This window comes from Serratia sp. 3ACOL1 (assembly GCF_003668775.1).
GTDB classification, from domain to species: Bacteria; Pseudomonadota; Gammaproteobacteria; order Enterobacterales; family Enterobacteriaceae; genus Chania; species Chania fonticola.
Genome location: NZ_CP033055.1, coordinates 4,758,222 through 4,783,181 on the forward strand (window position 1 = coordinate 4,758,222; position 24,960 = coordinate 4,783,181).

Annotated in this window: 19 protein-coding genes; 13 read left to right on the plus strand and 6 right to left on the minus strand. The window is 54.8% G+C overall.

Annotated elements, in window-relative coordinates:
- Positions 1-181: 181 nt before the first annotated feature.
- Positions 182-1,687, plus strand: coding sequence for a CoA-acylating methylmalonate-semialdehyde dehydrogenase (locus tag D9980_RS21455; protein ID WP_121608392.1), 1,506 nt, complete (start codon positions 182-184; stop codon positions 1,685-1,687).
- Positions 1,688-1,797: 110 nt separating this feature from the next.
- Positions 1,798-2,607, plus strand: a complete 810-nt coding sequence (gene iolB, locus D9980_RS21460) for a 5-deoxy-glucuronate isomerase (protein ID WP_024482785.1) — start codon at positions 1,798-1,800, stop codon at positions 2,605-2,607.
- A 53-nt stretch (positions 2,608-2,660) separates the two neighbouring features.
- Here the strand turns inward: iolB and D9980_RS21465 are convergent, their stop codons facing one another.
- Both D9980_RS21465 and iolC read right to left on the minus strand, forming a co-directional pair.
- Positions 2,661-3,497, minus strand: a complete 837-nt coding sequence (locus D9980_RS21465; RefSeq protein ID WP_021181760.1) for a MurR/RpiR family transcriptional regulator — start codon at positions 3,495-3,497, stop codon at positions 2,661-2,663.
- Positions 3,498-3,705: 208 nt separating this feature from the next.
- Positions 3,706-5,646 carry a 5-dehydro-2-deoxygluconokinase gene (gene iolC, locus D9980_RS21470; RefSeq protein ID WP_121608393.1) on the minus strand — a complete coding sequence of 647 codons (1,941 nt, stop codon included), beginning with the start codon at positions 5,644-5,646 and terminating at the stop codon, positions 3,706-3,708.
- A 594-nt stretch (positions 5,647-6,240) separates the two neighbouring features.
- Here iolC and iolD point away from each other — a divergent pair.
- The 4 genes from iolD to iolE all read left to right on the plus strand — a co-directional run bounded on the left by iolD (position 6,241) and on the right by iolE (position 11,190).
- Positions 6,241-8,181: a 3D-(3,5/4)-trihydroxycyclohexane-1,2-dione acylhydrolase (decyclizing) gene (gene iolD / locus D9980_RS21475; RefSeq protein ID WP_121608394.1), complete on the plus strand. Its 1,941-nt coding sequence runs from the start codon at positions 6,241-6,243 to the stop codon at positions 8,179-8,181.
- Positions 8,182-8,294: 113 nt separating this feature from the next.
- On the plus strand, positions 8,295-9,308 hold the full coding sequence (locus D9980_RS21480; RefSeq protein ID WP_024482782.1) for a Gfo/Idh/MocA family protein: 1,014 nt from the start codon (positions 8,295-8,297) through the stop codon (positions 9,306-9,308).
- Between the two features lie 39 nt (positions 9,309-9,347).
- A complete protein-coding gene (locus D9980_RS21485) occupies positions 9,348-10,232 on the plus strand; it encodes a sugar phosphate isomerase/epimerase family protein (protein WP_121608395.1) in 885 nt (294 codons plus the stop codon).
- 61 nt (positions 10,233-10,293) lie between these two features.
- On the plus strand, positions 10,294-11,190 hold the full coding sequence (iolE, locus tag D9980_RS21490) for a myo-inosose-2 dehydratase (RefSeq protein ID WP_121608396.1): 897 nt from the start codon (positions 10,294-10,296) through the stop codon (positions 11,188-11,190).
- Positions 11,191-11,262: 72 nt separating this feature from the next.
- On the opposite strand, the gene D9980_RS21495 is transcribed toward iolE, so the two are convergent.
- Entirely contained in the window at positions 11,263-11,760 is a 498-nt protein-coding gene (locus tag D9980_RS21495; RefSeq protein WP_121608397.1) for a GNAT family N-acetyltransferase, read from the minus strand.
- Between the two features lie 387 nt (positions 11,761-12,147).
- Here D9980_RS21495 and D9980_RS21500 point away from each other — a divergent pair, with 387 nt between their 5' ends.
- Both D9980_RS21500 and gntR read left to right on the plus strand, forming a co-directional pair.
- Positions 12,148-12,843, plus strand: a complete 696-nt coding sequence (locus D9980_RS21500; protein ID WP_021807425.1) for a pirin family protein — start codon at positions 12,148-12,150, stop codon at positions 12,841-12,843.
- 135 nt (positions 12,844-12,978) lie between these two features.
- Positions 12,979-13,974 (plus strand): gluconate operon transcriptional repressor GntR, encoded by a 996-nt coding sequence (gene gntR, locus D9980_RS21505; protein WP_024482777.1) that lies wholly within the window; start codon positions 12,979-12,981, stop codon positions 13,972-13,974.
- Positions 13,975-14,010: 36 nt separating this feature from the next.
- On the opposite strand, the gene D9980_RS21510 is transcribed toward gntR, so the two are convergent.
- On the minus strand, positions 14,011-14,517 hold the full coding sequence (locus D9980_RS21510; RefSeq protein WP_024482776.1) for a gluconokinase: 507 nt from the start codon (positions 14,515-14,517) through the stop codon (positions 14,011-14,013).
- 307 nt (positions 14,518-14,824) lie between these two features.
- Here D9980_RS21510 and gntT point away from each other — a divergent pair, with 307 nt between their 5' ends.
- Positions 14,825-16,141, plus strand: coding sequence for a gluconate transporter (gene gntT / locus D9980_RS21515; RefSeq protein ID WP_121608398.1), 1,317 nt, complete (start codon positions 14,825-14,827; stop codon positions 16,139-16,141).
- A 43-nt stretch (positions 16,142-16,184) separates the two neighbouring features.
- Here the strand turns inward: gntT and D9980_RS21520 are convergent, their stop codons facing one another.
- A complete protein-coding gene (locus tag D9980_RS21520; RefSeq protein WP_021181749.1) occupies positions 16,185-16,778 on the minus strand; it encodes a YhgN family NAAT transporter in 594 nt (197 codons plus the stop codon).
- Between the two features lie 202 nt (positions 16,779-16,980).
- On the opposite strand from D9980_RS21520, the gene asd reads away from it, so the two are divergent.
- Complete coding sequence (asd, locus tag D9980_RS21525) at positions 16,981-18,087, plus strand: aspartate-semialdehyde dehydrogenase (RefSeq protein ID WP_024482774.1); 1,107 nt, start codon at positions 16,981-16,983, stop codon at positions 18,085-18,087.
- Positions 18,088-18,311: 224 nt separating this feature from the next.
- Here asd and D9980_RS21530 read toward each other — a convergent pair whose 3' ends face one another.
- Positions 18,312-18,797, minus strand: coding sequence for a heme-binding protein (locus tag D9980_RS21530; RefSeq protein WP_024482773.1), 486 nt, complete (start codon positions 18,795-18,797; stop codon positions 18,312-18,314).
- Positions 18,798-19,423: 626 nt separating this feature from the next.
- On the opposite strand from D9980_RS21530, the gene glgB reads away from it, so the two are divergent.
- The 3 genes from glgB to glgC are packed head-to-tail and all read left to right on the plus strand — an operon-like array spanning position 19,424 to position 24,882.
- Positions 19,424-21,607: a 1,4-alpha-glucan branching protein GlgB gene (gene glgB / locus D9980_RS21535; RefSeq protein ID WP_121608399.1), complete on the plus strand. Its 2,184-nt coding sequence runs from the start codon at positions 19,424-19,426 to the stop codon at positions 21,605-21,607.
- Positions 21,607-23,592, plus strand: a complete 1,986-nt coding sequence (glgX, locus tag D9980_RS21540) for a glycogen debranching protein GlgX (protein WP_121608400.1) — start codon at positions 21,607-21,609, stop codon at positions 23,590-23,592. Before glgB ends, glgX begins: the two co-directional genes overlap by 1 nt.
- A gap of 12 nt (positions 23,593-23,604) precedes the next feature.
- A complete protein-coding gene (glgC, locus tag D9980_RS21545; RefSeq protein WP_024482770.1) occupies positions 23,605-24,882 on the plus strand; it encodes a glucose-1-phosphate adenylyltransferase in 1,278 nt (425 codons plus the stop codon).
- Positions 24,883-24,960: the final 78 nt, after the last annotated feature.

Consider the following 24,960-nt stretch of genomic DNA (forward strand, 5'->3'; position numbering starts at 1 on the left):
TAAAAACAAATTTTCTAAAAACTTTTATTTGAAACTTTTTTTTCAATGGAATAGAATTTGATTCATCTGGTCAGGATTTAATCTGCCTGTGGGCCGTACTCTTGCAGGCGGCACGATGAACGTCACGGTATGCGGGAATGCTTCAACCGGTGGCGATAGCGGACTTAAAAGAGGGTGAAACATGAAAACCGTGGGTAACTTTATTGGTGGGCAGGTTTGCCTGAGCAGCAGTAACCAAACCGTCGACGTGCACAATCCGGCCAGCGGTCAGGTTGAACGCCGTGTGACGCAGAGCACCGCCGCCGAGGTGAAACAGGCTATTGATGTCGCCCATCAGGCATTTACCGACTGGGCGCGTACCACGCCGCTGCGCCGGGCGCGTATCATGTTCAATTTCAAAGCATTGCTAGAGCAGCACCGCGAAGAGTTGGCGCAACTGATCGTCAGTGAACATGGCAAAGTCTATTCCGACGCGCTGGGTGAATTGACCCGTGGCATGGAGGTGGTGGAGTTTGCCTGCGGTATTCCGCACCTGCTCAAAGGAGAATACTCACCGGATGTAGGCACCGGCGTGGACAGTTTCTCGCTGATGCAGCCGCTGGGCGTAGTGGCCGGGATCACACCGTTCAACTTCCCGGCTATGGTGCCGATGTGGATGTTCCCTATCGCGCTGGCCTGTGGCAATACCTTCGTACTGAAGCCTCCGGCGTTGGTGCCTTCTGCCTCCGTGCGTCTGGCAGAACTGTTGAAAGAGGCGGGCTTGCCGGATGGGGTATTCAACGTCGTGCATTGCGGCAATGAAGAGGCCTCGCAGCTGTGCACCGATCCACGGATTCAGGCGGTGAGCTTTGTTGGCTCATCCACGGTTGCAGAGCATATTTACACCACCGCCAGCGCACATGGCAAACGTGTACAGGCCTTTGGGGCCGCCAAAAATCAGGCTATCGTTATGCCGGATGCGGATCTGGATGCCACGGTCAATGCGCTGATGGGAGGGGCATTTGGCTCGGCCGGTGAACGTTGCATGGCGCTGCCAGTGGCCGTCGTGGTTGGTGATAGCACCGCAGATAAACTGATTGCCAAACTCAAACCGCTGATCGCCCAACTGCGGGTTGGCCCCGGCATGCAGCAAGGCGGCGAGGAAAATGAAATGGGGCCGTTGGTCTCATCCGCCCATCAGAAAAAAGTGCTGGGATACATTGATATTGGCGTTAAAGAGGGCGCAACGCTGGTGGTCGATGGCCGCGATTATCAGGTGCCGGGTTATCCAGAGGGTTACTACGTGGGCGGTACCCTGTTCGATAACGTCCAGCCGGATATGCGTATCTATCGCGAAGAGATCTTTGGGCCGGTATTGGGCATTGTACGGGTCGCCGATTACCAAACGGCCATCGATACGGTGAACAGCCACGAGTTTGGTAACGGCAGCGCCATTTTCACCAATAATGGCCACTATGCTCGCCAGTTTGTGCATGAGGTTCAGGCGGGGATGGTGGGGGTTAACGTGCCGGTACCGGTACCGATGGCTTTCCACAGCTTTGGCGGTTGGAAACGTTCGGTATTCGGTGCGCTTAACGTACATGGTACGGATGGCGTGCGATTCTATACCCGCATGAAGACGGCCACCGCACGTTGGCCAACCGGCCAGCAAACGGTATCCGAATACAGTATGCCAACGCTGGGCTAAACCGCAGCCAGGTATGCCGAGGCCGTTATTCCACCGGGATAGCGGCCGCTGTTGCTGGTATCAATGTATTGCAGCCACACTCACAAGCACGGGATTTAAGGAGCATTATCATGTCATCATTACTTGCGAAATGTCAGCAACCGGATGCACAGGGACGTATTCAGTCCGTCACCCCGGAAAATGCCGGTTGGCGTTTTGTCGGGTTTGAGGTCTATCGGTTAGCGGCCGGGCAGTCGTTGCGGTTGGAGAGTGGCGATAAGGAGCTTTGCCTGGTGCTGGTCGCGGGTATTGCCTCTGTGGCAACGCAACGAGCGGAGTATCCACACATTGGTAAGCGGATGAGCCCGTTTGAGCGTACGCCACCTTATTCCGTTTATGTTCCGCACCACGACCAGGTTGAAGTCCGGGCAGAAACCGATCTGGAACTGGCGGTATGCAGCGCACCGGGTAACGGGCATCTGCCTTCACGCTTGATCACCCCGGCAGACGTCGGCGTGGAGCGGCGGGGTAAAGGCCGTAACCAACGGCTGGTACACAATATTCTGCCTGATAGCCAACCGGCTGACAGCCTACTGGTGGTTGAGGTCTATACCGACGAAGGCAATACCAGCTCCTACCCAAGTCATAAGCACGACCAGGAAAACTCGCCGGACGAAACCTACCTGGAAGAAACCTATTACCACCGTCTTAACCCTGAACAGGGGTTCTGCCTGCAACGCGTCTATACCGACGATCGTTCGCTGGATGAGTGTATGCCGGTCTATAACCGCGACGTGGTGAAAGTACCGCGCGGTTACCATCCGGTGGCAACCCTGGCCGGATATGACAGCTATTATCTCAACGTGATGGCGGGGCCGGTACGCCTGTGGAAGTTCACCTGGGAAAAAGATCACGCCTGGATCAACAGCGAAAGCTATTGATACTGACAAGGTAGGGGCGCGGCTGCGCCCGTTTAACCGTACCTTTTCGAATATTACAGCTCTTTGGCGTTATTCAGCGCCAATGATACCGCTAGCGTCTGTGCCAGGCACATGGAGGCCACCTGCGAGCGGAACCCATCTACCTGTGCTTCACGCACTACAAAACAGACATCGCTGAAGGCGGCCAGCGGGCTGACCTGGCTGTCGGTAATGGCGATGAGCTGTGCGCCCTGCTTGGCACCCAACTCCACCAGTTCTACCGCTTCTTTGGCATAAGGCGAATAGCTGATGGCGATCACTACGTCCTTGGGCTTCACCATGCTGAGCTGTTCGGTAAACATCCCGCCTAACCCGTCGATCAGGAAGGCGCGCCTTTCGAGGTGGCGCAGGGCATAGGTGAGATAAGAAGCCACGCTGAATGAGCGGCGCAGGCCGATCACGTAGATATTTTCCGCGTTATTCAGCAGCTCTACCGCCCGATCCAACTGCTCGGCACTGGTTTGCATCGCCAACTGTTGCAACGCCTGCGAGTTGACCATCGTAAACACGTTAAGGATTTCTGCCGGTTTTTCCGGGGCAACGCTGTCGTCGGTAGAGGTTTGGCGGAACAGGCGTGCGCGCTCGGTATAGTTCACCGTTTCTTCCATCAGATGCTGGCGGAAGACCTGCTTCATTTCGTTGAAACCGCTGAAGCCAAAGGCGTTGGCGAAACGGATCAGGGTAGAAGGCGGCACACTGGCCTGTGCGGCGATGGAGGCAACGGTATCGAAAGCAATGCTGTTACTGTTATCCAGGATGTAGCGTGCTACCTGTTTCAAGCGCTTGCTCAGCGTTTCATAACGGCGGCGGATTTCGTCCTGTAACAGCGAAAGTTGAGTTGGGTTAGTCATCCATTCGGCTCGCAGTATTGGCTGAGGCGTATTGGTTTATACGCTGAAAATATTGTCCGGTTATTCTAACAGATGGAGTGGACATTTCATTTCTACAAAAAGCGATTTATTTCGTCGCCAGTTGCGTTACTTCACAGAAAATGGGCAAAAAAATCCCCTTAAAGCAGCGAAAATCACTTTAAGGGGGAGGTTCGTTAACCACGCCAGCTTAACTACGGCTGGTTTTACTCGCAGGCTGCGGGCGATATTGCCGCCAGAAACCGATCAGCGTCAGGTATTTCTGTTTCACCTGTTCGACCAGCCCGGCGTCATCGATCTCACCTTGTAGCCAAAGGCGTGAAGAAGTGCCAAAAATGGTACGGCCAACCGCGAAGCCTTTTACCCAGTGGGCATCTGCGGCTGCGGCGAACCCGGCTTTCAGCGTTTCCTGTGGGGAGTCTAGCCCGAGGATTAGCACCCCGCGGCAGAATGGGTCGTGAGTTTCAATCAATTCACCCACTTTTTGCCAGTTGGCGGCACTAAGCGGCGGCAATTTCCACCAGTCTGGCAGAACGCCCAACCGGTAGAAATGTTCCATCACCTGTAGATAGTTGCTCTCGTCTTTGTCGGCATGACCTTCTGGCAAAATGACTTCCAGCAGCAGCTCATGGCCCGATTTGCAGCAACCACGATACACGTCAACGATCAGCTCATCCTGCTCGCGGCGCAGCGCTTCGGCATCCTGTGGATGATAAAACACCAGGCATTTGACCACGTGCTCTTGGGGCCAGTCGATCAGCTGCGAGCCAATATTACCGTGCTCCAACCGCAAAGGGCGGGAGCTTGGCAACTCCACCGGGCGGCCAATCCACCAGCCCTGGCCAGTAATGGCATTCAACGCCGCCTGGCCGTAGGTCGTATCAGCCAGAATGCCGCTGTTGCCGTGTAGCCCCGCCTCGGTTGCCGCAGCCTGTGCGGCAGCCAACAGCAACGTTTTTAACTGTGGGATCCGCTCTGTACTCACTCCCGCCTCTCGCGCCATCTCTGCCAACTGCTTGCGGTGATCAAAAGCGAATACGCACAGTTCAGGCCATTGCTGTTTGCGCGTGGTAACGCGGTGCAGGTGGTTCAGCCGGGCATCCAGATCCGGGCGTTTCACCTCTTGTTCGCGTTGCAGGTAATCGTCCAGCTCCAGCTTGGTCGGCATTGCCGGGGCGCAGCCGTGGCGTGACACTACCAGCGCACCGCAGGCATTGGCGTAACGGCAGGCCTGATCCCAACCCTCATCATTAAGATAGCCACGTAGCAGGCCAGACATAAAGGCATCACCCGCGCCGAGCACGTTCAAAACGTCAACGCGAACGCCTGAATGCAGTTTGACTTGTTGCCAATCTGTGGGGATATCCCCTTCAAATACCGAGCATCCCTGCGCCCCTCGCTTGCACACCAACGTGGCCTGGGTGACCTTACGGACGTTTTGCAGCGCGACCAGCGTATCGGTACTGCCGCCAGCGATATGGAACTCTTCTTCAGTCCCCACGATGAGATTGAAATGGTGCAGAACTTCCTGCAACTCGCGGGTCACCTTTTCTGATTCGATAAAGCGGGTCTCGCCATCGCCTAACGAGGTCAACCCCCACAGCACTGGCCGATAATCGATATCCAATGCGGTACGCAGCCCGTGGCGGTGGGCGTATTCCAACGCTTTGAGCACCGCAGCGCGCGTTTTGGGGTGGGAAAGGTGAGTGCCGGTGATCGCCAAAGCCCGTGATGATGCGATGTAATTTTCATCGATATCCTCGGGTGTCAGCGCCATGTCGGCACAGTTTTCACGGTAGAAAATCAGCGGGAAGGTTTCCTGATCCTTGATGCCCAGGATCACCAGGCCGGTGAGGCGCTGTTTATCGGTGATCAGACTCTGCGTGTCCGCGCCGACGCGCTGGAGTTCTTCACGCAGAAAGCGGCCCATGTGCTCATCCCCTACGCGAGCCAGCATGCCGGATTTTAACCCTTGGATTGCGGTGCCATAGGCCACGTTGCCGGAGGAACCGCCAAGATATTTGGAGAATGAGCTGGCATCTTCCAGGCGTGCGCCGATTTGTTGAGCATAGAAATCGACAGCGATGCGCCCGAGGCAAATGACATCAAGCTGCTTTTGTTGTGTGGCCATACCCGTTTCCTTCTGTCATTAAGCAAAACCGATTGCGACCCGGTAAAGGAGCTAAGTAGGAAGCATGGCTCGAAGTATGAGGAATAAAAATTTCAATTTCAATATGAACTGAAATTTACACCCCGAAAATGTGATGCATTTAAAAGCAGCTTACACCGGGTAGCCTGCCGAATCGGCACATTATTATTGATAGAACAATCCCTTGCTGAAATGGCCTGCACAAGCGAGTGCCACCTTGATGGCTGCTGGTTCGATCGGCGAGTGGGCGCATCGATCGAAAGAGAGTCATGATGAATTTTTACTTAATCAATTGAATTATATAAATAACTGTAACCTGGGTGGTTTGGTAATATGCGATCTTTATCGCAAAATGAAATGTTTTTTCTGTATTGATATTTTATGAAAAATATATTTGTTTATAATCAATGCACGTTTCAAACCGCTTATTGCATGAGCAGTGTGTAACAACCCAGACAAGATTATCACTGCTTTTGTGTAACGAAAGTCAGTGCTACGCCACCGGATACGCTTGCCTGCTCGCAAACCACCATCTGCAGCAGGCTCGGGATAACGCCAAATGAAAGGGTGAGTAAAATGGGTAAGATCAAGTTGACCATGGCACAGGCGTTGGTCAGATTTCTCGACAACCAGTACCTGCTGGTAGACGGTGTCGAAACCAAATTCGTAAAGGGTATCTTCGCCATTTTCGGCCACGGTAACGTACTCGGCCTGGGGCAGGCCCTGGAGCAAGACTGTGGCGATCTGGTGGTGCATCAGGGGCGCAACGAACAGGGGATGGCGCATGCCGCTACCGGGTTTGCCAAGCAGAAGCTACGCCAGCAGATCTACGCCTGTACTTCTTCCATCGGCCCCGGCGCGGCCAATATGATCACTGCTGCGGCCACTGCCACGGCTAACCGCATTCCTTTGCTGCTGCTGCCGGGCGATGTGTACGCCTCTCGCCAGCCCGATCCGGTATTGCAACAGATCGAACAATCCTACGATTTAAGCATCAGCACCAACGACGCATTTCGCGCCGTCAGTAAATATTGGGATCGCATTGTGCGCCCGGAACAGCTGATGAGCGCCTGCATTAATGCCATGCGCGTACTGACCGATCCGGCAGAAACCGGTGCCGTCACGCTTTGCCTGCCGCAGGACGTTCAGGGCGAAGCCTACGATTACCCAGACTATTTCTTCCACAAACGGTTGCATCGCCTTGAGCGCCGTCCGGCCAGTCAAGAATCTCTGGCAGAGGCTTTGGCGTTGCTGGTGGGTAAACGCAAACCGTTGATAATCTGCGGTGGCGGGATGAAATATTCGCAGGCTGGGCAGGCGTTGCAGCAGTTTGCTGAACGCTTCCATATTCCGTTTGCCGAAACTCAGGCTGGTAAAGGTACGGTGCTTTCCGCTCATCCTTATAATGTGGGGGGCATCGGTGAAACCGGCTGTCTGGCGGCCAACACGCTGGCGAAGCAGGCAGACCTGGTGATCGGCATCGGCACCCGTTACAGCGATTTCACCACCTCGTCCAAATGGCTATTCCAAAATCCGGATGTGGCCTTCCTTAACATCAACGTCAGCGCGTTTGATGCCGGCAAGCTGGACGGTCTGCAAGTCTTGGCGGATGCCCGTACGGCTCTGGCCTCTCTCAGTCCGTTGTTGGCTCAGGCGGATTATCGTGCCGATTGGCAAGACGCTATCAGCAAGGCGCTTGGCGAACAGCAAAAAGAGACCGAGCGTGTCTATCAAGTGACCTATACCGGCGAAGGCTTTGTACCGGAAATCGACGACAGCCTCGATCGTGAACAGGTGTTTGCCGAGTTTATCGAAAAAACCGACTCCGTATTAACCCAAAGCCGAGTGCTGGGGGTGCTGAATGAGCATTTACCGCAGGACAGCGTCATCGTTGCCGCCGCTGGCAGTTTGCCGGGCGATTTGCAGCGTGTCTGGCAAAACCGGGGTGAGCACGGCTATCACGTGGAATACGGCTACTCCTGTATGGGCTATGAGGTTAACGCCGCGTTAGGCGTCAAGCTTGCGGAGCCACAGCGCGAAGTTTACGCCATGGTGGGGGATGGGGCGTTCATGATGCTGCATTCCGAGCTGGTCACCTCGATCCAGGAAGGCTGCAAAATCAACGTGGTGCTGTTCGACAACATGACCAACGGCTGCATCAATAACCTGCAGATAGAGCACGGCATGGGGAGCTACACCACCGAGTTCCGCTTCCGTAATCCGCAAGGCGGCAAACTGGATGGCAAGCTCGTTCCGGTCAACTTTGCCATGTTGGCAGCGGCCTATGGTTGCAAAACCTACAGCATAACCACCGAACAACAGCTGATCGAAGCGCTGGCAGATGCCCGCAAGCAACAGGTTTCTACCCTGCTGGATATCAAAGTGCTGCCGAAAACCATGGTGCACAAATATCTCAGTTGGTGGCGCGTGGGCGGTGCCCAGGTGGCCGAAAGTGAAAAAATTATCGCCGTCGCCCGCCAGCTGCAAGAGAACATCGATAAAGCCCGCGACTACTGATAACGCAATGCCTTGGCAATCGTAGCTGCGGTGGAGAACGCCGCGCTCACATAAACAATCGGATCTACCTCAGACCTTGCGTCTGCCGTTTACAGTCCATGAGGATAACGAAAATGACATTGAACATTGGGGTTATTGGTACCGGCGCTATCGGTAGGGATCATATTCGCCGTTGTAGCCAGGTGTTGCAGGGCAGCCGCGTGGTTGCGGTGAATGACATTAACCGAGACAGTGCGGCCAAGGTGGTCAGCGAACTGAAACTGGACGCCAAGGTTTATGACAATGCCCACGATCTGATCAATTCCACAGACGTCCAGGCGGTGCTGGTTACGTCATGGGGGCCGAGCCATGAAGAGTTTGTGCTGGCCGCCATTGCTGCGGGCAAACCGGTGTTTTGCGAGAAACCGCTGGCGGTCACGGCACAAGGCTGCAAGAACATCGTGGATGCTGAAGCCAAGCATGGCAAACGCCTGGTACAGGTCGGCTTTATGCGCCCTTACGATCAGGGCTATCGGGCGCTGAAACAGGTGCTGACCAGCGGCCAGATCGGCGAGCCGCTGATGCTGCACTGTGCCCACCGCAACCCAAGAGTCGGTGAAGCCTACACCACGGATATGGCCATAACCGATACGCTCATTCACGAGTTAGACGTGCTGCGTTGGCTGTTGGACGATGATTACGTTTCGGTACAGGTGGTGTTCCCACGCAAGAGCAGTAAAGCCCTGCCACATTTGAGAGATCCGCAAATTGTGTTGATGGAAACGGCCAAGGGCACCCGTATTGACGTTGAAATCTTTGTTAACTGCCAATACGGCTACGACATTCAGTGTGAGGTGGTGGGGGAGACCGGCATCGCCAAGCTGCCAGAACCTTCCGCGGTGCAAATGCGCAGCGGTGCCAAACTGTCCACCGAGATCCTGGTTGACTGGAAAGACCGCTTTATCGGTGCTTATGACGTTGAGCTGCAAGCCTTTATCAATGACGTCCTGGCCGGCAAGCTCACCGGACCTTCTGCTTGGGATGGCTTTGCGGCTGCGGTGGCGGCAGATGCCTGTATCGCCGCGCAGAACAGCGGTGAAGTGGTGCCAGTGACCTTGCCCGCTCGCCCTGGCTTCTATGGCAAATAAGCCCGTAGCTACCGCATTCATGCTCTGAAGGAGGCGACCATGAAAATCGCTTTTGACGTCGATGTGATTAAAGATTTGGGCATTACCAAGATGGTGGAGCAGGTGGCTGACTGGGGCTATAAGTACATTGAGCAGTCACCGCACCCGCAGATCAACCCATTCTATAAACATCCAAAAGCCGGTCGTGACGTTTTGGCGGAATATCAACGGGTGCTGAAAGCCACCGGGGTGGAGATCTCCTCCTTTATCGTGGTGTATCGCTGGTCTGGCCCTGGGGAAGACCGCCGTCGGGCGGCGGTCAAGAACTGGCGGCGGATGATCGAAATCGCGGTGGAGATGGGGGTTCAGGTGATCAACACCGAGCTGGCGGGCAACCCGAACGAGCCGGAGATTTGCGAAGAGCTGTGGTATCAATCGATGGAGGAGCTTCTGCCGATTATCGAACGTGAAGGCATTCGCATGGAAATTCAGTCCCATCCGTGGGACTTCTGCGAGCTTAGCAATGAAACCGCCGACATGGTGAAATCGTTGCGCAGCGACAATGTGACCTATCTCTACAGCGTTCCCCATACCTTCTATTACGACCAAGGGCGCGGCGATATCGGTAATATGCTGCGCTATGCCGGGAGCGATCTTTCCCACGTGTTGATTGCCGATACCATGAATCACACCCGCCCCTGCCGGTATATCGTCAATCCGCCGGGTGTCGATGCGGCGGTGCACCAACATATGGCAATTGGCGAAGGGGAAGTGGACTTCGCGACCCTGTTCCAAACCCTGCGCGATATGGAATTTGCCAGCCGTACCTTCAAGGTCGGTGGGGAGTCCATCATCTGTACCTCGCTGTTCGGCTACCCGGAGAGAATGCCTGCCCAGGCGGTCGCTACCAGGGAGCGCATCGAAAAAGAGCTTTTGGGTAAATAACATTCCTGGCCAGGCCGGCTGGGAAGATAGCCGGTAAGTGCCTACATGACTGAGGCTGAAAATGAACAAAGACCACGTAAAGCTGGCAATCGCCCCGATTGGCTGGACGAATGACGATATGCCGGAGTTAGGCAACGAGAATACGTTCCAGCAGTGCGTCAGCGAAATGGCGCTGGCCGGGTTCACCGGCAGCGAAGTGGGCAGCAAATACCCGCGCGATCCCAAGGTGCTGAAACCGATGCTGGATATCCGCGGGATCCAGATCTGTAATGCCTGGTTCAGCACGTTTTTTGCCGATGGGCTGAAGGAAAAGACCATCGATGAATTTGTTAACCACATGAATTTCCTGCATGCGATGGGGGCTAAAGTGATTGGCTGCTCCGAACAAAGCAAGAGCATTCAAGGCACCATCAAGGCGGTATTTGAAGAGAAGCCCTATTTCAGCGATGAAGAGTGGCTGCGGGTGGCGCGGGGGTATAACGAGCTGGCGAAAATTGCTGCCGGAAAGGGGATGCAGGTCTGCCTTCACCATCATATGGGCACGGGCATCCAGACCACCGAAGAGATAGACCGCTATATGAGCATGGTGAACGACGATGTTTACCTGCTGTTTGATACCGGACATGCCTATTACTCCGAAGGCAGCCAACAGGCGATGTTGGCGATCCTGGAGAAATACCTGCCGCGCATCAACCATGTGCATTTGAAAGACGTGCGTGACGAGGTGGTGGCAGAGGTTAAGGCCAAGCGCCTGAGCTTCCTGGATGGGGTGAAAAAAGGCACCTTCACCGTGCCGGGGGATGGCGTGATCGATTTTCGGCCGATATTCAAGCTGTTGGATGAGCGTGGCTATAAGGGATGGATGGTGGTGGAGGCCGAGCAGGATCCGGCGCTGGCCAATCCTTTTGAATACGCTGTGAAAGCACGCCGCTATATTCGCGAAACGGCCGGGCTTTAAGTTAGTTATTGGTTTGCTGAGTCTAACTGGTGGGGCGTTGGTATTAGCGTCCCACCTACAAAGCAGTTCTGATTACGGGGTTTTAAACCGAGCCATATGATAAGCATCCACCAACTCGCCATCGCGCATGGCAAAGCGGCGGCTGGTGCCTTCAATCTCAAAACCGAACTTACGGTACAGCGCAATCGCACCCTGATTGTCGGTGTACACCGTGAGCTCGATGCGCTCAATGCCTGCCCAGTTGTCGCAGATATCGATCATCGCCTTCATCAGCGCGCTGCCAACGCCTTTGCCGTGGTAACCGGCATCCACGCTAATGCCAATAGTGGCTACATGGCGGCGGCGTACCCGCTGGTTGAGTTCCACGAACAACTGCCCCACCACGCGATCGTCAATGCAGGCCACCATGTTGTAGGTTCCGGGTTGCACATTAGCAATACGTTGCTGCCACATGGCTTTTGACGGTAGCGGTAGTTGTAGAGTGTCACGGTAAACGGCTGGGTGGGAATATAGCTGGTGCAAGGCTTCAGCATCGTTACTTTCCACGTGACGAACTACAATCTCGCTCATTTTTTCCTCTCTTTCGCGTTTACCGTTTGAATAACCTCCCAAATTATCCGTTTACTCCCCTGAGTCAATATAATTTCCCATTGGTCAAAAAAACGCTTTACAGGTGCGAATGATAATGATTATTATTGTCATGCGTTCAGAGAGAGTATCAACCTTTGATACTGTTTGCTGAAGGCACGACATTGCTCACATTGCTTCCAGTGTTTACTTAGCCAGCTCGGGTGCTGGCTTTTTTTTTGCCCAAATTCAGCGGTTAACCCATCCCACAAATCCTTTGCTACTTGCTGCCAAACTCCACCTAATTTTTTGAACAGAGGGGTGAGATTTTTGCGCTTTCATATTCCTCCGTCAGGTCTAGACTGTAGAAAACGTTGAGGAGAGTTGAATATGATTTATTTACGTAAGGCACAAGATCGCGGTCATGCCAATCATGGTTGGCTCGACAGCTGGCACACTTTCTCATTTGCTGACTATTATGATCCCGACTTTATGGGGTTCTCGGCGCTGCGGGTGATCAACGAAGACGTGATTGATGCAGGCCAGGGGTTCGGTACTCATCCCCATAAAGACATGGAAATCCTGACCTACGTGCTGAGCGGCACGGTAGAGCATCAGGACAGCATGGGCAACAAAGAACAGATCAATGCTGGTGAGTTCCAGATCATGAGTGCAGGGACCGGTGTGCGTCACTCCGAGTACAATGCCAATAGCGATCGGCCGTTGCATCTCTACCAGATCTGGATTATTCCGGATCAGGTTGGGCTGGAGCCACGTTATGAGCAGCGGATGTTTGATGCGCCTCAGGGCCGCCAGTTGGTGCTGTCGCCAGATGCCCGTGAAGGTTCGCTGAAGGTATTCCAGGATATGACGTTGTCTCGCTGGGCGCTGAAGAAAGACGAGCAATCCGTTTATCCAATCCAGGCAGAACGCCGCGTTTGGATCCAGGTGGTGCATGGCAATGTCTCTATCAATGGCCACAAAGCGGGTATTAGCGATGCTTTTGCCATCTGGGATGAGACAGCGCTGTCTATCCATGCCGATGAAGACAGCGAGATTTTACTGTTCGATCTGCCACCAGTGTGATGACAGAATAATGGCAAGGGCTCGGTGCAATACCGGGCCCTTTTTTGTGTCTGCTGGCCGGATAACCAACAATATCGGAAAGGCGTTTTATTTGCTAAAATGGCCGCCCATTCACGGTTAGCCAGTTCAGTGATAATGAAGAAAAAACGGCCGGTGCTTCAAGATGTTGCAGATCAGGTTGGCGTCACCAAAATGACGGTGAGCCGCTATTTGCGCAATCCCGATCAGGTTTCTGCCGCTTTACAGCAAAAAATTGCGGTAGCGCTGGACGAACTTGGCTACATTCCCAATCGCGCCCCGGATATCCTTTCCAATGCGACCAGCCGGGCGATCGGCGTGTTGCTGCCGTCGCTGACTAACCAGGTATTTGCCGAAGTGTTGCGGGGTATCGAAAGCGTTACCGATGCACACAACTATCAAACCATGCTGGCGCACTACGGCTATCTGCCGGAGCGTGAGGAAGAGCGTCTGACGTCGCTGTTTTCTTATAACATCGATGGGCTGATCCTGTCCGAACGCCACCATACCGCACGTACCCTGAAGATGATTGAAGTTGCAGGCATCCCGGTGGTGGAGCTGATGGACTGTGTCTCACCCTGTATCGATCTGGCGGTCGGGTTCAACAACTTTGAAGCGGCCCGCCAAATGACCCAGCAGATCATCGCTCGCGGCCATCGTCATGTGGTGTACTTTGGCGCGCGTCAGGATGAACGTACCATTATCAAACAGCAGGGCTACGAACAGGCTATGCGTGAGTCTGGTCTTGAAGCCTACAGCATCATGACCGCACGTTCTTCTTCCTATTCGGCCGGTGGTGAGATGTTGCGCGAGGCACAGCGCGATTATCCGCAGGTTGACAGTATCTTTTGTACCAACGATGACCTGGCGATCGGTGCGGCATTCGAGTGCCAGCGCCAGGGGCTATCTATCCCGCAGGATATGGCGATTGCCGGTTTCCACGGCCACGATATCGGCCAGGTGATGGTGCCAAAACTGGCGAGCGTGCTGACACCGCGTGAGCATATGGGGCAGATCGCCGCTGAGCGCCTGTTGGCACGGCTGCGTGGAGAGGTTGTTTCCCCACGTATGGTGGACGTGGGCTTCACCGTGGCACCCGGTGGCAGCATCTGAACCTGGGCGCAACCACCAGCGCCCAGCACGGCTAACTTACTGCTTTAGCGCTGCAACACAGCGGCCAACTACGCCTTCAACGTCGGTATCGATATCTACGCAAATCACATCTTTTTCGTCGGCCCCGGGCTCTTCTAATGCTTCAAACTGACTTTTTAGCAGCTCGGTGGGCATAAAATGCCCGGAGCGGGCTTGCAGACGGGCCAGGATCACCTCGAAGCTGCCTTTCAGATAGATAAACACCATATTGTCATTGTCTTTGCGTAGCAGATCGCGGTAGCGGCGCTTGAGCGCCGAGCAGACAATAATCCCGCTCTCGTTCTTGTGATTCAGGCTGTACGCCGCATCGTTGAGGCGTTGCAGCCAGGGTGCGCGGTCCTCGTCATTCAGCGGCTGGCCGCTAGCCATCTTCTGGATATTGGCGCGTGGATGCAGATCGTCGCCATCGATAAATTTTGCCTTGATTTCCCGTGCTACCGCCGCGCCAATCGTGGATTTGCCGCTGCCGGAGACGCCCATCAGGATGATGCTTTTTCCCGCCATAAGTTTGATCTCTATCTCAGAATGCGAATTTTGCTGGGTTACCTGGTTCCGGATCTTATCATGTTACCGGTATCATGATACGGGTAACAAATGGAGATGTGATTGTCATCACACAGCATAGAACAGGGAACATGCCCGGCGTTTTCATGTCGCCACGTGGCGGGCTGCAATCTGCATCCATTGGCTATACCACTGTACTCAGCTGCCTACTTAGACCACCAGGATAGGGTCGTACAATAAAACAAAGCACCTTCTTTCGCTGCCGTTGCGTAAAGAGGCCAAGTGATAAAAGGGTTGGAGAAAAATTATGCCACTAGTGATTGTTGCCATCGGCGTAGCCATGCTACTGCTGCTGATGATCCGCTTTAAGCTGAACGGCTTTATCTCGTTGATTCTGGTCGCTCTGGCGGTTGGTATCATGCAGGGAATGCCGGTAGACAAAGTAATTGGTTCCATCAAGGCCGGCGTGGGCGGAACGCTGGGCGGTCTGGCGCTGATCATGGGCTTTGGTGCCATGCTCGGTAAGCTGCTGGCGGACTGTGGCGGTGCGCAGAGGATTGCTACCACGCTGATCGACAAGTTCGGTAAACAGCATATCCAATGGGCCATCGTGCTGACTGGTTTTACCGTCGGTTTTGCTCTGTTCTACGAAGTGGGCTTCGTGCTGTTGCTGCCTTTGGTGTTTACCATTGCTGCCTCTGCGCGTATCCCGCTGCTGTATGTCGGTGTGCCGATGGCTGCGGCGCTGTCCGTTACCCACGGTTTTCTGCCGCCGCACCCAGGCCCAACGGCCATTGCTACCATTTTCCATGCGGACATGGGTAAAACCCTGCTGTATGGCACCTTGCTGGCAATCCCAACCGTGATCCTGGCAGGTCCGGTCTATGCCCGCTTCCTGAAAGGCATCGATAAGCCGGTTCCGGTCGGTTTATACAACCCAAAAACCTTTACCGAAGAAGAGATGCCAGGGTTTGGCGTCAGTGTAGCGACTGCACTGGTGCCGGTGATCCTGATGGCGTTGCGTGCCGTGGCGGAAATGGTGTTGCCAAAAGGCCACCCGATCTTGGCTTACGCCGAGTTCTTTGGTGACCCGGTAATGGCAACGCTGATCGCGGTGCTGATCGCCATCTTTACCTTCGGCCTGAACCGTGGCCGTACCATGGACGAAGTGATGGGCACCGTCAGTGACTCCATCAAAATCATCGCCATGATGCTGTTAATCATCGGTGGTGGCGGGGCGTTCAAACAGGTGCTGGTGGACAGCGGCATTGAGCAATATATCGCTGGCATCATGCATGGCAGCGACGTGTCACCGATCCTGATGGCCTGGTCAATTGCCGCAGTGCTGCGTATTGCACTGGGTTCCGCGACCGTAGCGGCAATCACCGCCGGGGGCATTGTGGCTCCGCTGATTGCCACCACCGGGGCCAGCCCGGAACTGATGGTTATCGCCGTCGGTTCGGGCAGCGTGATTTTCTCTCACGTTAACGACCCAGGCTTCTGGCTGTTCAAGGAGTATTTCAACCTGACCATTATGGAAACCATCAGGTCCTGGTCCGTGTTGGAAACCATCATTTCAGTCTGTGGCCTGATTGGCTGCCTGCTGTTGGCGATGGTGGTTTAAGTCTTAACGGTGGGGCGCAGCAATCTCTGCTGCGCCCTGACTGCTAAAGGTTCAGATAGGCCCGAACGCCGTCCAGGAACATCTGGGTGGACAGCATTACCAGAATCAACCCCATCAGTCGTTCCAGTGCACTCACCCCTTTGCTGCCCAGTAAGCGTAGGAACACGTTCGACATCAGCAGGATGGCCGCCGACAATCCCCAGGCAATCAGCAAGGCCACTACCAGATGCGAAATCTGGTTGGGGTACTGGTGTGAAAGCAACATCAAGGTTGCCAGAATCGACGGTCCGGCCACTAACGGAATGGCGAGCGGCACGAGGAAAGGTTCCTCTCCGGCGGAAAGATCGCTACCGCTGCCCTCCTGCGAAGGGAAAATCATCTTGATGGCGATCAGGAACAGGATAATCCCGCCGGAGATCGACACGGTTTCGGTGCGCAGGTTAAGGAACGCCAAAATATGTTCGCCCGCGAACAGGAAGATCAGCATCAATACCAAGGCTATCAGTAACTCGCGGATCACCACCGCCCGGCGACGGCGCGGTTCCAGGTGTTTCAGTACCGACATGAAAATCGGCAGGTTACCCAGCGGATCCATAATTAAAAACAGCAACACCGTTGCCGCAATCATTTCTGTCATCTAAGGCCTCAAAATCAGAAAAAACGGCGGGTATAAGCAGCATTGCTGAGAAATGCCCGTTTATCGAATAAATTCACTTTGCGCTCGCGCCGACATTTTGTAAGGTGGGTAGATATTGCACACAACATATAACTTAACTCTATCTCATATCCTTCCTGAAAGGGTATAGAGCATAGTCATCCTCCAAGGCAGGACAGTAAATATGAAAAACGTTGGTTTCATTGGTTGGCGTGGTATGGTCGGCTCGGTTCTCATGCAGCGCATGACTGAAGAGCGCGATTTTGACGCCATTCGCCCGGTATTCTTCTCCACTTCGCAGCTCGGTGCTGCCGCCCCGGCTTTCGGTGGCCAGCAGCAAGGCACGCTGCAAGATGCGTATGATGTCGAAGCATTAAGCGCTCTCGATATTATTATTACCTGCCAGGGCGGCGATTACACCAATGAAATCTATCCAAAGCTGCGGGCTACCGGCTGGCAGGGCTATTGGATCGATGCGGCCTCTTCTCTGCGTATGAAAGACGATGCGATTATCATCCTCGACCCGGTCAACCATGCGGTGATCCAGGAAGGGCTGAACAAAGGTATCAAGACCTTTGTTGGCGGTAACTGCACCGTCAGCCTGATGCTGATGTCGCTGGGCGGTCTGTTTGCCAACGACTTGGTGGAGTGGGCCTCTGTTGCCACCTATCAGGCTGCCTCTGGCGGCGGTGCGCGCCATATGCGTGAGCTGTTGACCCAGATGGGCATGCTGCATGCGGATGTGGCGAAGGAGTTGCAGAACCCGGCCTCGGCGATCCTGGACATCGAACGTAAAGTCACGGAGGCTACCCGTTCCGGTAAGCTGCCAACCGATAACTTTGGCGTTCCTCTGGCGGGCAGCCTGATCCCTTGGATCGACAAGCAACTGGATAACGGCCAAAGCCGCGAAGAGTGGAAAGGCCAGGCGGAAACCAACAAGATCCTCAGCACCTCAAGCATTATCCCAGTTGATGGTTTGTGCGTGCGCGTGGGCGCTTTGCGTTGTCACAGCCAGGCATTTACTCTGAAGCTGAAGAAAGACATCCCGCTGCCAGAAATCGAGCAACTGCTGGCCACGCACAACGACTGGGTACGGGTGATCCCGAACGACCGCGAACTGACCATGCGTGAGCTGACGCCTGCTGCCGTAACCGGTACTTTGAACACGCCAGTTGGCCGTCTGCGCAAGCTGAATATGGGGCCGGAATACCTCTCTGCCTTCACCGTTGGCGATCAGCTGTTGTGGGGCGCTGCCGAACCGCTGCGTCGCATGCTGCGTATCCTGCTGTAGGATATTGAGTTGCGTGGCATGAAGAATCACTAAGCTGCAAAAATCCCGATAGCCCGCTGAAAAGCGGGCTTTTTTATGTGGATAGCATGACCAAAACGCACATTTAGGTTATCCACAAGGCCGTACTTTGGGGACGTCGATAGGAGGCAACGTAATGCGGGGGCTGTGTGGCACCTGCCTGGCGGTATGTCATTGAAACAGCGTACCGATTCAAGCCCGCCGTGTTATTTCGTCAGCACCTTTTCTAATGCGGTAAGTGCGCATTGCTGATCAAGGTGTCCACCCGGTGCGCCGCCTACACCAATAGCGCCAACGACTTCTTCACCGCTTTTCACCGGTACGCCACCGGCCAGCAATAAAAATCCAGGGATATCACGCAGATTTTCTGCCCCGGCGTTGGTCTGGGCATTTTTCATCACATTTTCGGTAGGGTTTTTGGTGGTCAGCGCGGTAAATGCTTTCATCCGGCTGGCTTCCACCGTATGAGGACCTGCGTTATCCATCTTCTTGATAACCAGAGGAATGCCGGCGCGGTCTACAACGGTAACGGCAACATTGTAGTTATTGGCGCTACAGGCCTGGATAGCACTTTGCGCCAACTTATCAGCCAATTCGAGGGAGAGATTCTTTTCGGTCAGAATGCCACTGGCTGCACTGGTGAATGACAGCACACTGCTAAATAAAATGGCGCATGAGATTATACGTTTCATCTTGGTTTGCTCCTGAATAGACCTTTGGTGTAACAAAGAGAATAGAGGGTGTCATTGAAGCAATCTATTGTCTTGATTACCTACTTGGCTAGGTGTTTTTACTGAGTTGGGGGATATGCAGCCCTGTGAAAGGACTGGAGCGTTGTTTGATCTGACGTTCGGTGAGCCCCAACACTGCACGTTACTGCTATAACATTGAACTTCCTCAAGGCTGATCTCTTTCAGTCCTCCAATGCACTATTTTCCACATTTTGGGTCTCGATTGCTGTCGCAGTAAAGGCGATAGAGGCAAGGTGACGTCACGCCTGTCGTATATCAGACGCAGACAGCGAAGGTTGCCCGCTCCGTCGGTTTTTCGGCTAAAAATTTTCCTTGGTAATGCCACCGTGTTTTTAGCAGACATGGCTATGCTTATTAGGTGGATGAAAAGTTTTCCATCAATGGTGAAAATTCGCCTAAAAATTAAGCATAAAGAGCGAAACTGCGAGCATGAAGGCGATCGATTAATCAATAACCGACTGAAATCACGCTTTAGGTAGCAAATGAATTGCATGATAGGTGCAACGGCTGCTTTTTGTTCAGCGTAGCCTTTTAAAAGTCATGCTCTTAATCAAAGGAAGAATGCTATGCCTGTACTTCCCGAACGTGACGTGATCAATCAGCTCATCTCCGGTCACTATGCCGATCCCTTTTCCTTGCTTGGCATGCATGTAACCGAAAACGGCCTACAGATTTGTGCGCTGTTGCCGGATGCGGGCACCGTGTGGCTGGTAGAGAGTAAAACCGGTAACCGTCTGGTTCAGCTCAATTGCGATGACGCTCGTGGTTTTTTCAGCGCTCTCGTACCGCGTCGAAAAACCCCTTTCCGCTATCAGCTTGAAGTCAGCTGGCGCGACCATCAACAACTGCTCGAAGACCCTTACCGTTTTGGCACCCTGCTGCAGGATATTGACAGCTGGCTGCTGGCCGAGGGCACCCATCTGCGGCCTTATGAGCGGCTGGGGGCGCATCCTGGCTCGTTGGATAATGTGGATGGGGTCAGCTTTGCCGTTTGGGCACCGAATGCCCAACGTGTATCGGTAGTGGGGGAGTTCAACTTTTGGGATGGACGGCGTCATCCCATGCGCCTGCGTAGAGAGAACGGGATTTGGGAGCTGTTTTTACCGGGCGTGAAGGCCGGGCAGCTGTATAAATACGAGATTATCGATTGTTACGGCAACGTGCAGCTGAAAGCCGATCCTTATGCTTTCGAAGCGCAGATGCGACCGGAAACGGCCTCGTTGATCACACCGCTGCCTGCGGTGGTGGAAAACACGCCGGAAAGGCAGCGGGCCAATGACTTTGACCGTCCGATTTCCATCTACGAAGTGCACCTGGGCTCCTGGCGTCGCCATACCGACAATAATTTCTGGCTCAGCTATCAAGAATTGGCCGAGCAACTGATCCCCTACGTTAAATATATGGGCTTCACCCATATTGAACTGTTGCCGATTAACGAGCACCCGTTCGACGGCAGCTGGGGTTATCAGCCGTTGGGAATGTATGCGCCAACCCGTCGTTTTGGCACGCCAGCGGAATTCAAGGCTTTTGTCGCCGCGGCTCATGATGCCGGGATCAACGTGATCCTGGATTGGGTACCGGGGCATTTCCCTAGCGATGCCCATGGCCTGGCCAACTTCGACGGCACCGCGCTGTATGAATATGCCGATCCTCGCGAAGGATTCCACCAGGACTGGAACACGCTGATCTACAACTATGGCCGCCACGAGGTGCGTAACTACCTGGCGGGCAATGCGTTTTACTGGCTGGAGCGCTTTGGTATCGACGCCCTGCGCGTCGATGCGGTGGCGTCGATGATTTACCGTGATTACAGCCGCGCTGACGGTGAGTGGGTGCCGAACTACTATGGCGGCAATGAGAACCTGGAAGCGATCTCCTTCCTGCGTTACACCAACCAGACTCTGGGCAAAGAGCGGCCAGGGGCGGTGACGCTGGCGGAAGAATCCACCGATTATCCGGGCGTTACTCTACCGCCAGATGCCAACGGCTTAGGCTTCCACTACAAGTGGGATCTCGGCTGGATGCACGACACGCTGGATTATATGAAGTGCGATCCGGTGCACCGTAAATACCATCACAATCTGATGACCTTCGGCATGCTCTACGCCTATACCGAAAACTTCGTGCTGCCGATCTCGCACGATGAAGTGGTGCATGGCAAAGGCTCCGTGCTGGATCGGATGCCGGGGGATGCCTGGCAGAAATTCGCCAACCTGCGGGCCTATTATGGCTTTATGTGGGCGCACCCGGGCAAAAAACTGCTGTTTATGGGCAGCGAATTTGCTCAAGGGCGTGAGTGGAATTTCGATACCAGCCTGGACTGGCATCTGCTGGATGGACTGGACGGTTGGCACCACGGCGTGCAACGGCTGGTACGCGATCTCAACCACTGCTATCAGGAGAATGCGCCGCTGTATGAGCGCGATTATCGCCCAGACGGCTTTGAGTGGCTGGTGGTCGACGATCACGAAAACTCGGTATTTGCTTTCGCACGCTACGACTCGCAGGGCAATGAGCTGATTGCCATCAGCAACTTTACCCCGGTGCCGCGCCCTCATTACCGCATCGGCATTGCGCGCGCTGGCGAATATCAGGAGATCCTCAATACCGATTCGCACCATTATCACGGCAGCAACGCGGGTAATCAGGGGCGGGTGATTTCGCAGCCGATCGGCAGCCACGGTCGTGAACATTCGATCAGCGTGATGGTGCCACCGCTGGCCACGGTTTATCTACGGCGGGAGGCTTGATGGTAGAGCTGACGCCGGGTCTTGCCGCGCCTTTAGGGGCTTATTACGACGGTAATGGCATCAACTTTACCCTGTTTTCTGCGCATGCCACGCAGGTTGAGCTGTGCCTGTTCGATGCGCAATATCGTGAAACACGCCTGCCGCTACCTGCCCGCAGCGGTGATATCTGGCATGGATATCTGCCAGGGGGCGAGTTGGGGCAGCGTTATGGTTTTCGGGTGCATGGCCCGTTTGAGCCGCATCTTGGGTTGCGCTTTAACGCTAACAAGCTGTTGCTCGATCCGGCTGCGCGGGCAGTCGAAGGGCCGGTTGGCGACCATGTGCATTTGCACGGGGGGTACGATCAACCGGACCAGCAAGACAGCGCCCCGTTGATGCCCAAATGCGTAGTGATCGACGAAAGCTACGATTGGCAAGACGATCGCCCGCCAGCCACCCCTTGGGGCAAAACGGTGATCTACGAAGCCCACGTCCGGGGGCTGACGTTAACGCACCCGGAGATCCCGGCCGTATTGCGTGGCAGCTTTGCCGCCCTTGGCCACCCGGCGATGATTGCCTACTTCAAGCGGTTGGGGATCACGGCTCTGGAGCTTTTGCCGGTGCAGCAGCACACCACGGAGCCGCGTTTGCAGCGCCTGGGGCTGATCAATTACTGGGGATACAACGTGCTGGCTCCTTTCGCGCCAGACAACCGTTACAGCAGTTTGAGCACCGGGACGACGCCGCTACGTGAGTTCCGCGATGCGGTGAAAGCGCTGCACCAGGCGGGGATCGAAGTGATCCTGGACGTGGTGTTCAACCACAGTGCAGAACTGGATGTGGATGGGCCAACGTTGTCGCTGCGTGGTATCGATAACCCCAGTTACTACTGGCTAACCCCTGACGGTGGCTACGATAACCTCACCGGCTGTGGCAATACGCTGCGGTTGGATCAGCCAGCGGGCGTGGCGTGGGTGATGGATTGCCTGCGCTTTTGGGTTCGGGAGTGCCATGTCGACGGTTTCCGCTTCGATCTTGGCACCGTGTTAGGCCGTACACCGGCGTTTGACCGCGATGCACCGCTGTTTCAGGCGATGCTGGCGGACGATACGCTGGGGCGCTGCAAACTGATCGCCGAGCCCTGGGACATTGGCCCGGGGGGCTATCAGGTTGGTGCGTTTCCCGGCCGTTTTGCTGAGTGGAATGACCATTTCCGTGACGATATCCGCCGTTTCTGGCTGCGGGGCGATCTGTCACTGGGTCAGTTTGCCCAGCGTTTTGCTGCCTCCAGCGAGGTATTCAACCAACGTGGGCGCGCGCCTTATGTCAGCATCAATATGCTGACGGCCCACGACGGCTTTACCTTGCAGGACGTAGTGAGTTTCAAGGAGAAACATAACCAGCCTAACGGAGAGGGAAACCGTGATGGCAGCGACCAAAACTTTAGCTGTAACCACGGGGTTGAAGGCCTGATTGCCGACGAAACCGTTTTGCAACGCCGCCAGGCCAGCCAGCGAGCACTGCTTGCCACGCTGCTTCTGGCACAGGGGACACCGATGCTGCTGGCCGGTGATGAGCACGGAAATAGCCAGCAAGGCAACAACAATGCTTACTGTCAGGATAACGTAACCACCTGGCTCGACTGGGCCAATGCGGATGAGTCACTGACCGCATACACCGCCGCGCTGATCCGCTTGCGCCAGCAAATTCCTGCTTTGCAGGCAGACCGCTGGTGGCAGGAGGGAGACGGCAGCGTGCAGTGGTTAAACGCGCAGGGGCAGCCGCTCAGTGCGCAACAGTGGGAACAGGGCGATCGCTGCTTGCAGATCCGCCTGTCGCAACGCTGGCTGATGGTGATCAACGCCACCCAGCAGACCGTTGAGATGACGTTACCCGAGGGTGATTGGCAGGTTGTCGCCCCCTTCACTCAGGAAGATTCGCGGGCGGTTCTACCCGCCTGGTGCCAGGTTGCGCATTCGCTTTGCGTGCTGGTAGAGAAAAATTAAAAGGAGTCAGTTATGGTTAAGCACGAAAATAAAGACCCTCTGATGTTGGCGCGCCAACTGCCGAATAAATCCGTTGCCCTGATATTGGCAGGCGGCCGTGGCTCGCGTTTGAAAGATTTAACCTCTACCCGCGCCAAGCCAGCCGTTCACTTCGGTGGCAAGTACCGCATCATCGATTTTGCCATGTCCAACTGCCTGAACTCAGGGATCCGTCGTATGGGGGTGATCACTCAGTATCATTCCCATACGCTGGTGCAGCATATTCAGCGGGGCTGGTCGTTCCTGAACGAAGAGATGAACGAGTTCGTCGATCTGCTGCCTGCCCAGCAGCGCCTCAGCACCGAACATTGGTACAAAGGCACCGCGGATGCGGTCTACCAGAACCTCGACATCATTCGCCGCTATGAAGCGGAATATGTGGTGATCCTGGCGGGTGACCATATTTATAAAATGGACTACTCGCGCATGCTGATCGACCACGTCGAGAAAGGGGCGCAGTGCACGGTGGCCTGTATTCCGGTACCGCGCAAGGAAGCCAGCGAGTTTGGCGTGATGAAGGTGGACGATAACGATCTGATCCTCGAATTCCTGGAGAAGCCAGACAATCCGCCGGCTATGCCTGGCAACCCGGATATGTCACTGGCCAGCATGGGCATCTATATTTTCAACGCCAGCTACCTCTTCCAACTGCTGGAAGAGGATATGTCGACCCCTGACTCCACCCACGATTTCGGTAAGGATCTGATCCCAAAAATTACCGCGCAGGGTGCTGCCTGGGCGCATCCGTTTACGCTTTCCTGTGTGGGATGTGGTCCGAATCTACCACCGTATTGGCGTGATGTCGGGACCTTGGAAGCCTACTGGCGCGCCAACCTCGATCTGGCTTCGGTAACGCCTGAGCTGGATATGTACGACCGTTCCTGGCCGATCCGTACCTATATGGAGCCACTGCCACCGGCCAAATTTGTGCAAGACCGTTCCGGCAGCCATGGCATGACCATGAACTCGCTGGTGGCCGGTGGGTGCATTGTCTCCGGTTCTGTGGTGGTGCATTCGGTGCTGTTCTCGAAGGTGCGGGTGAACTCCTTCTGCACTATCGACTCTTCAGTATTACTGCCCGATGTCAACGTTGGTCGCTCCTGCCGCCTGCGTCGCTGCATTATCGATCGTGCCTGCCATATTCCCGAAGGCATGGTGATTGGTGAAAACGCCGAGGAAGACAGCAAGCGTTTTTACCGCTCGGAAGAGGGCATCGTGCTGGTAACGCGCGAAATGTTGGCAAAACTGTAGCCATTCCGGCCGGAACCTAGGGCGTGGCAAGCCGCGCCCCTTATCTGCGTAAAGACGTTTTTACCGAATTTCAGGAGT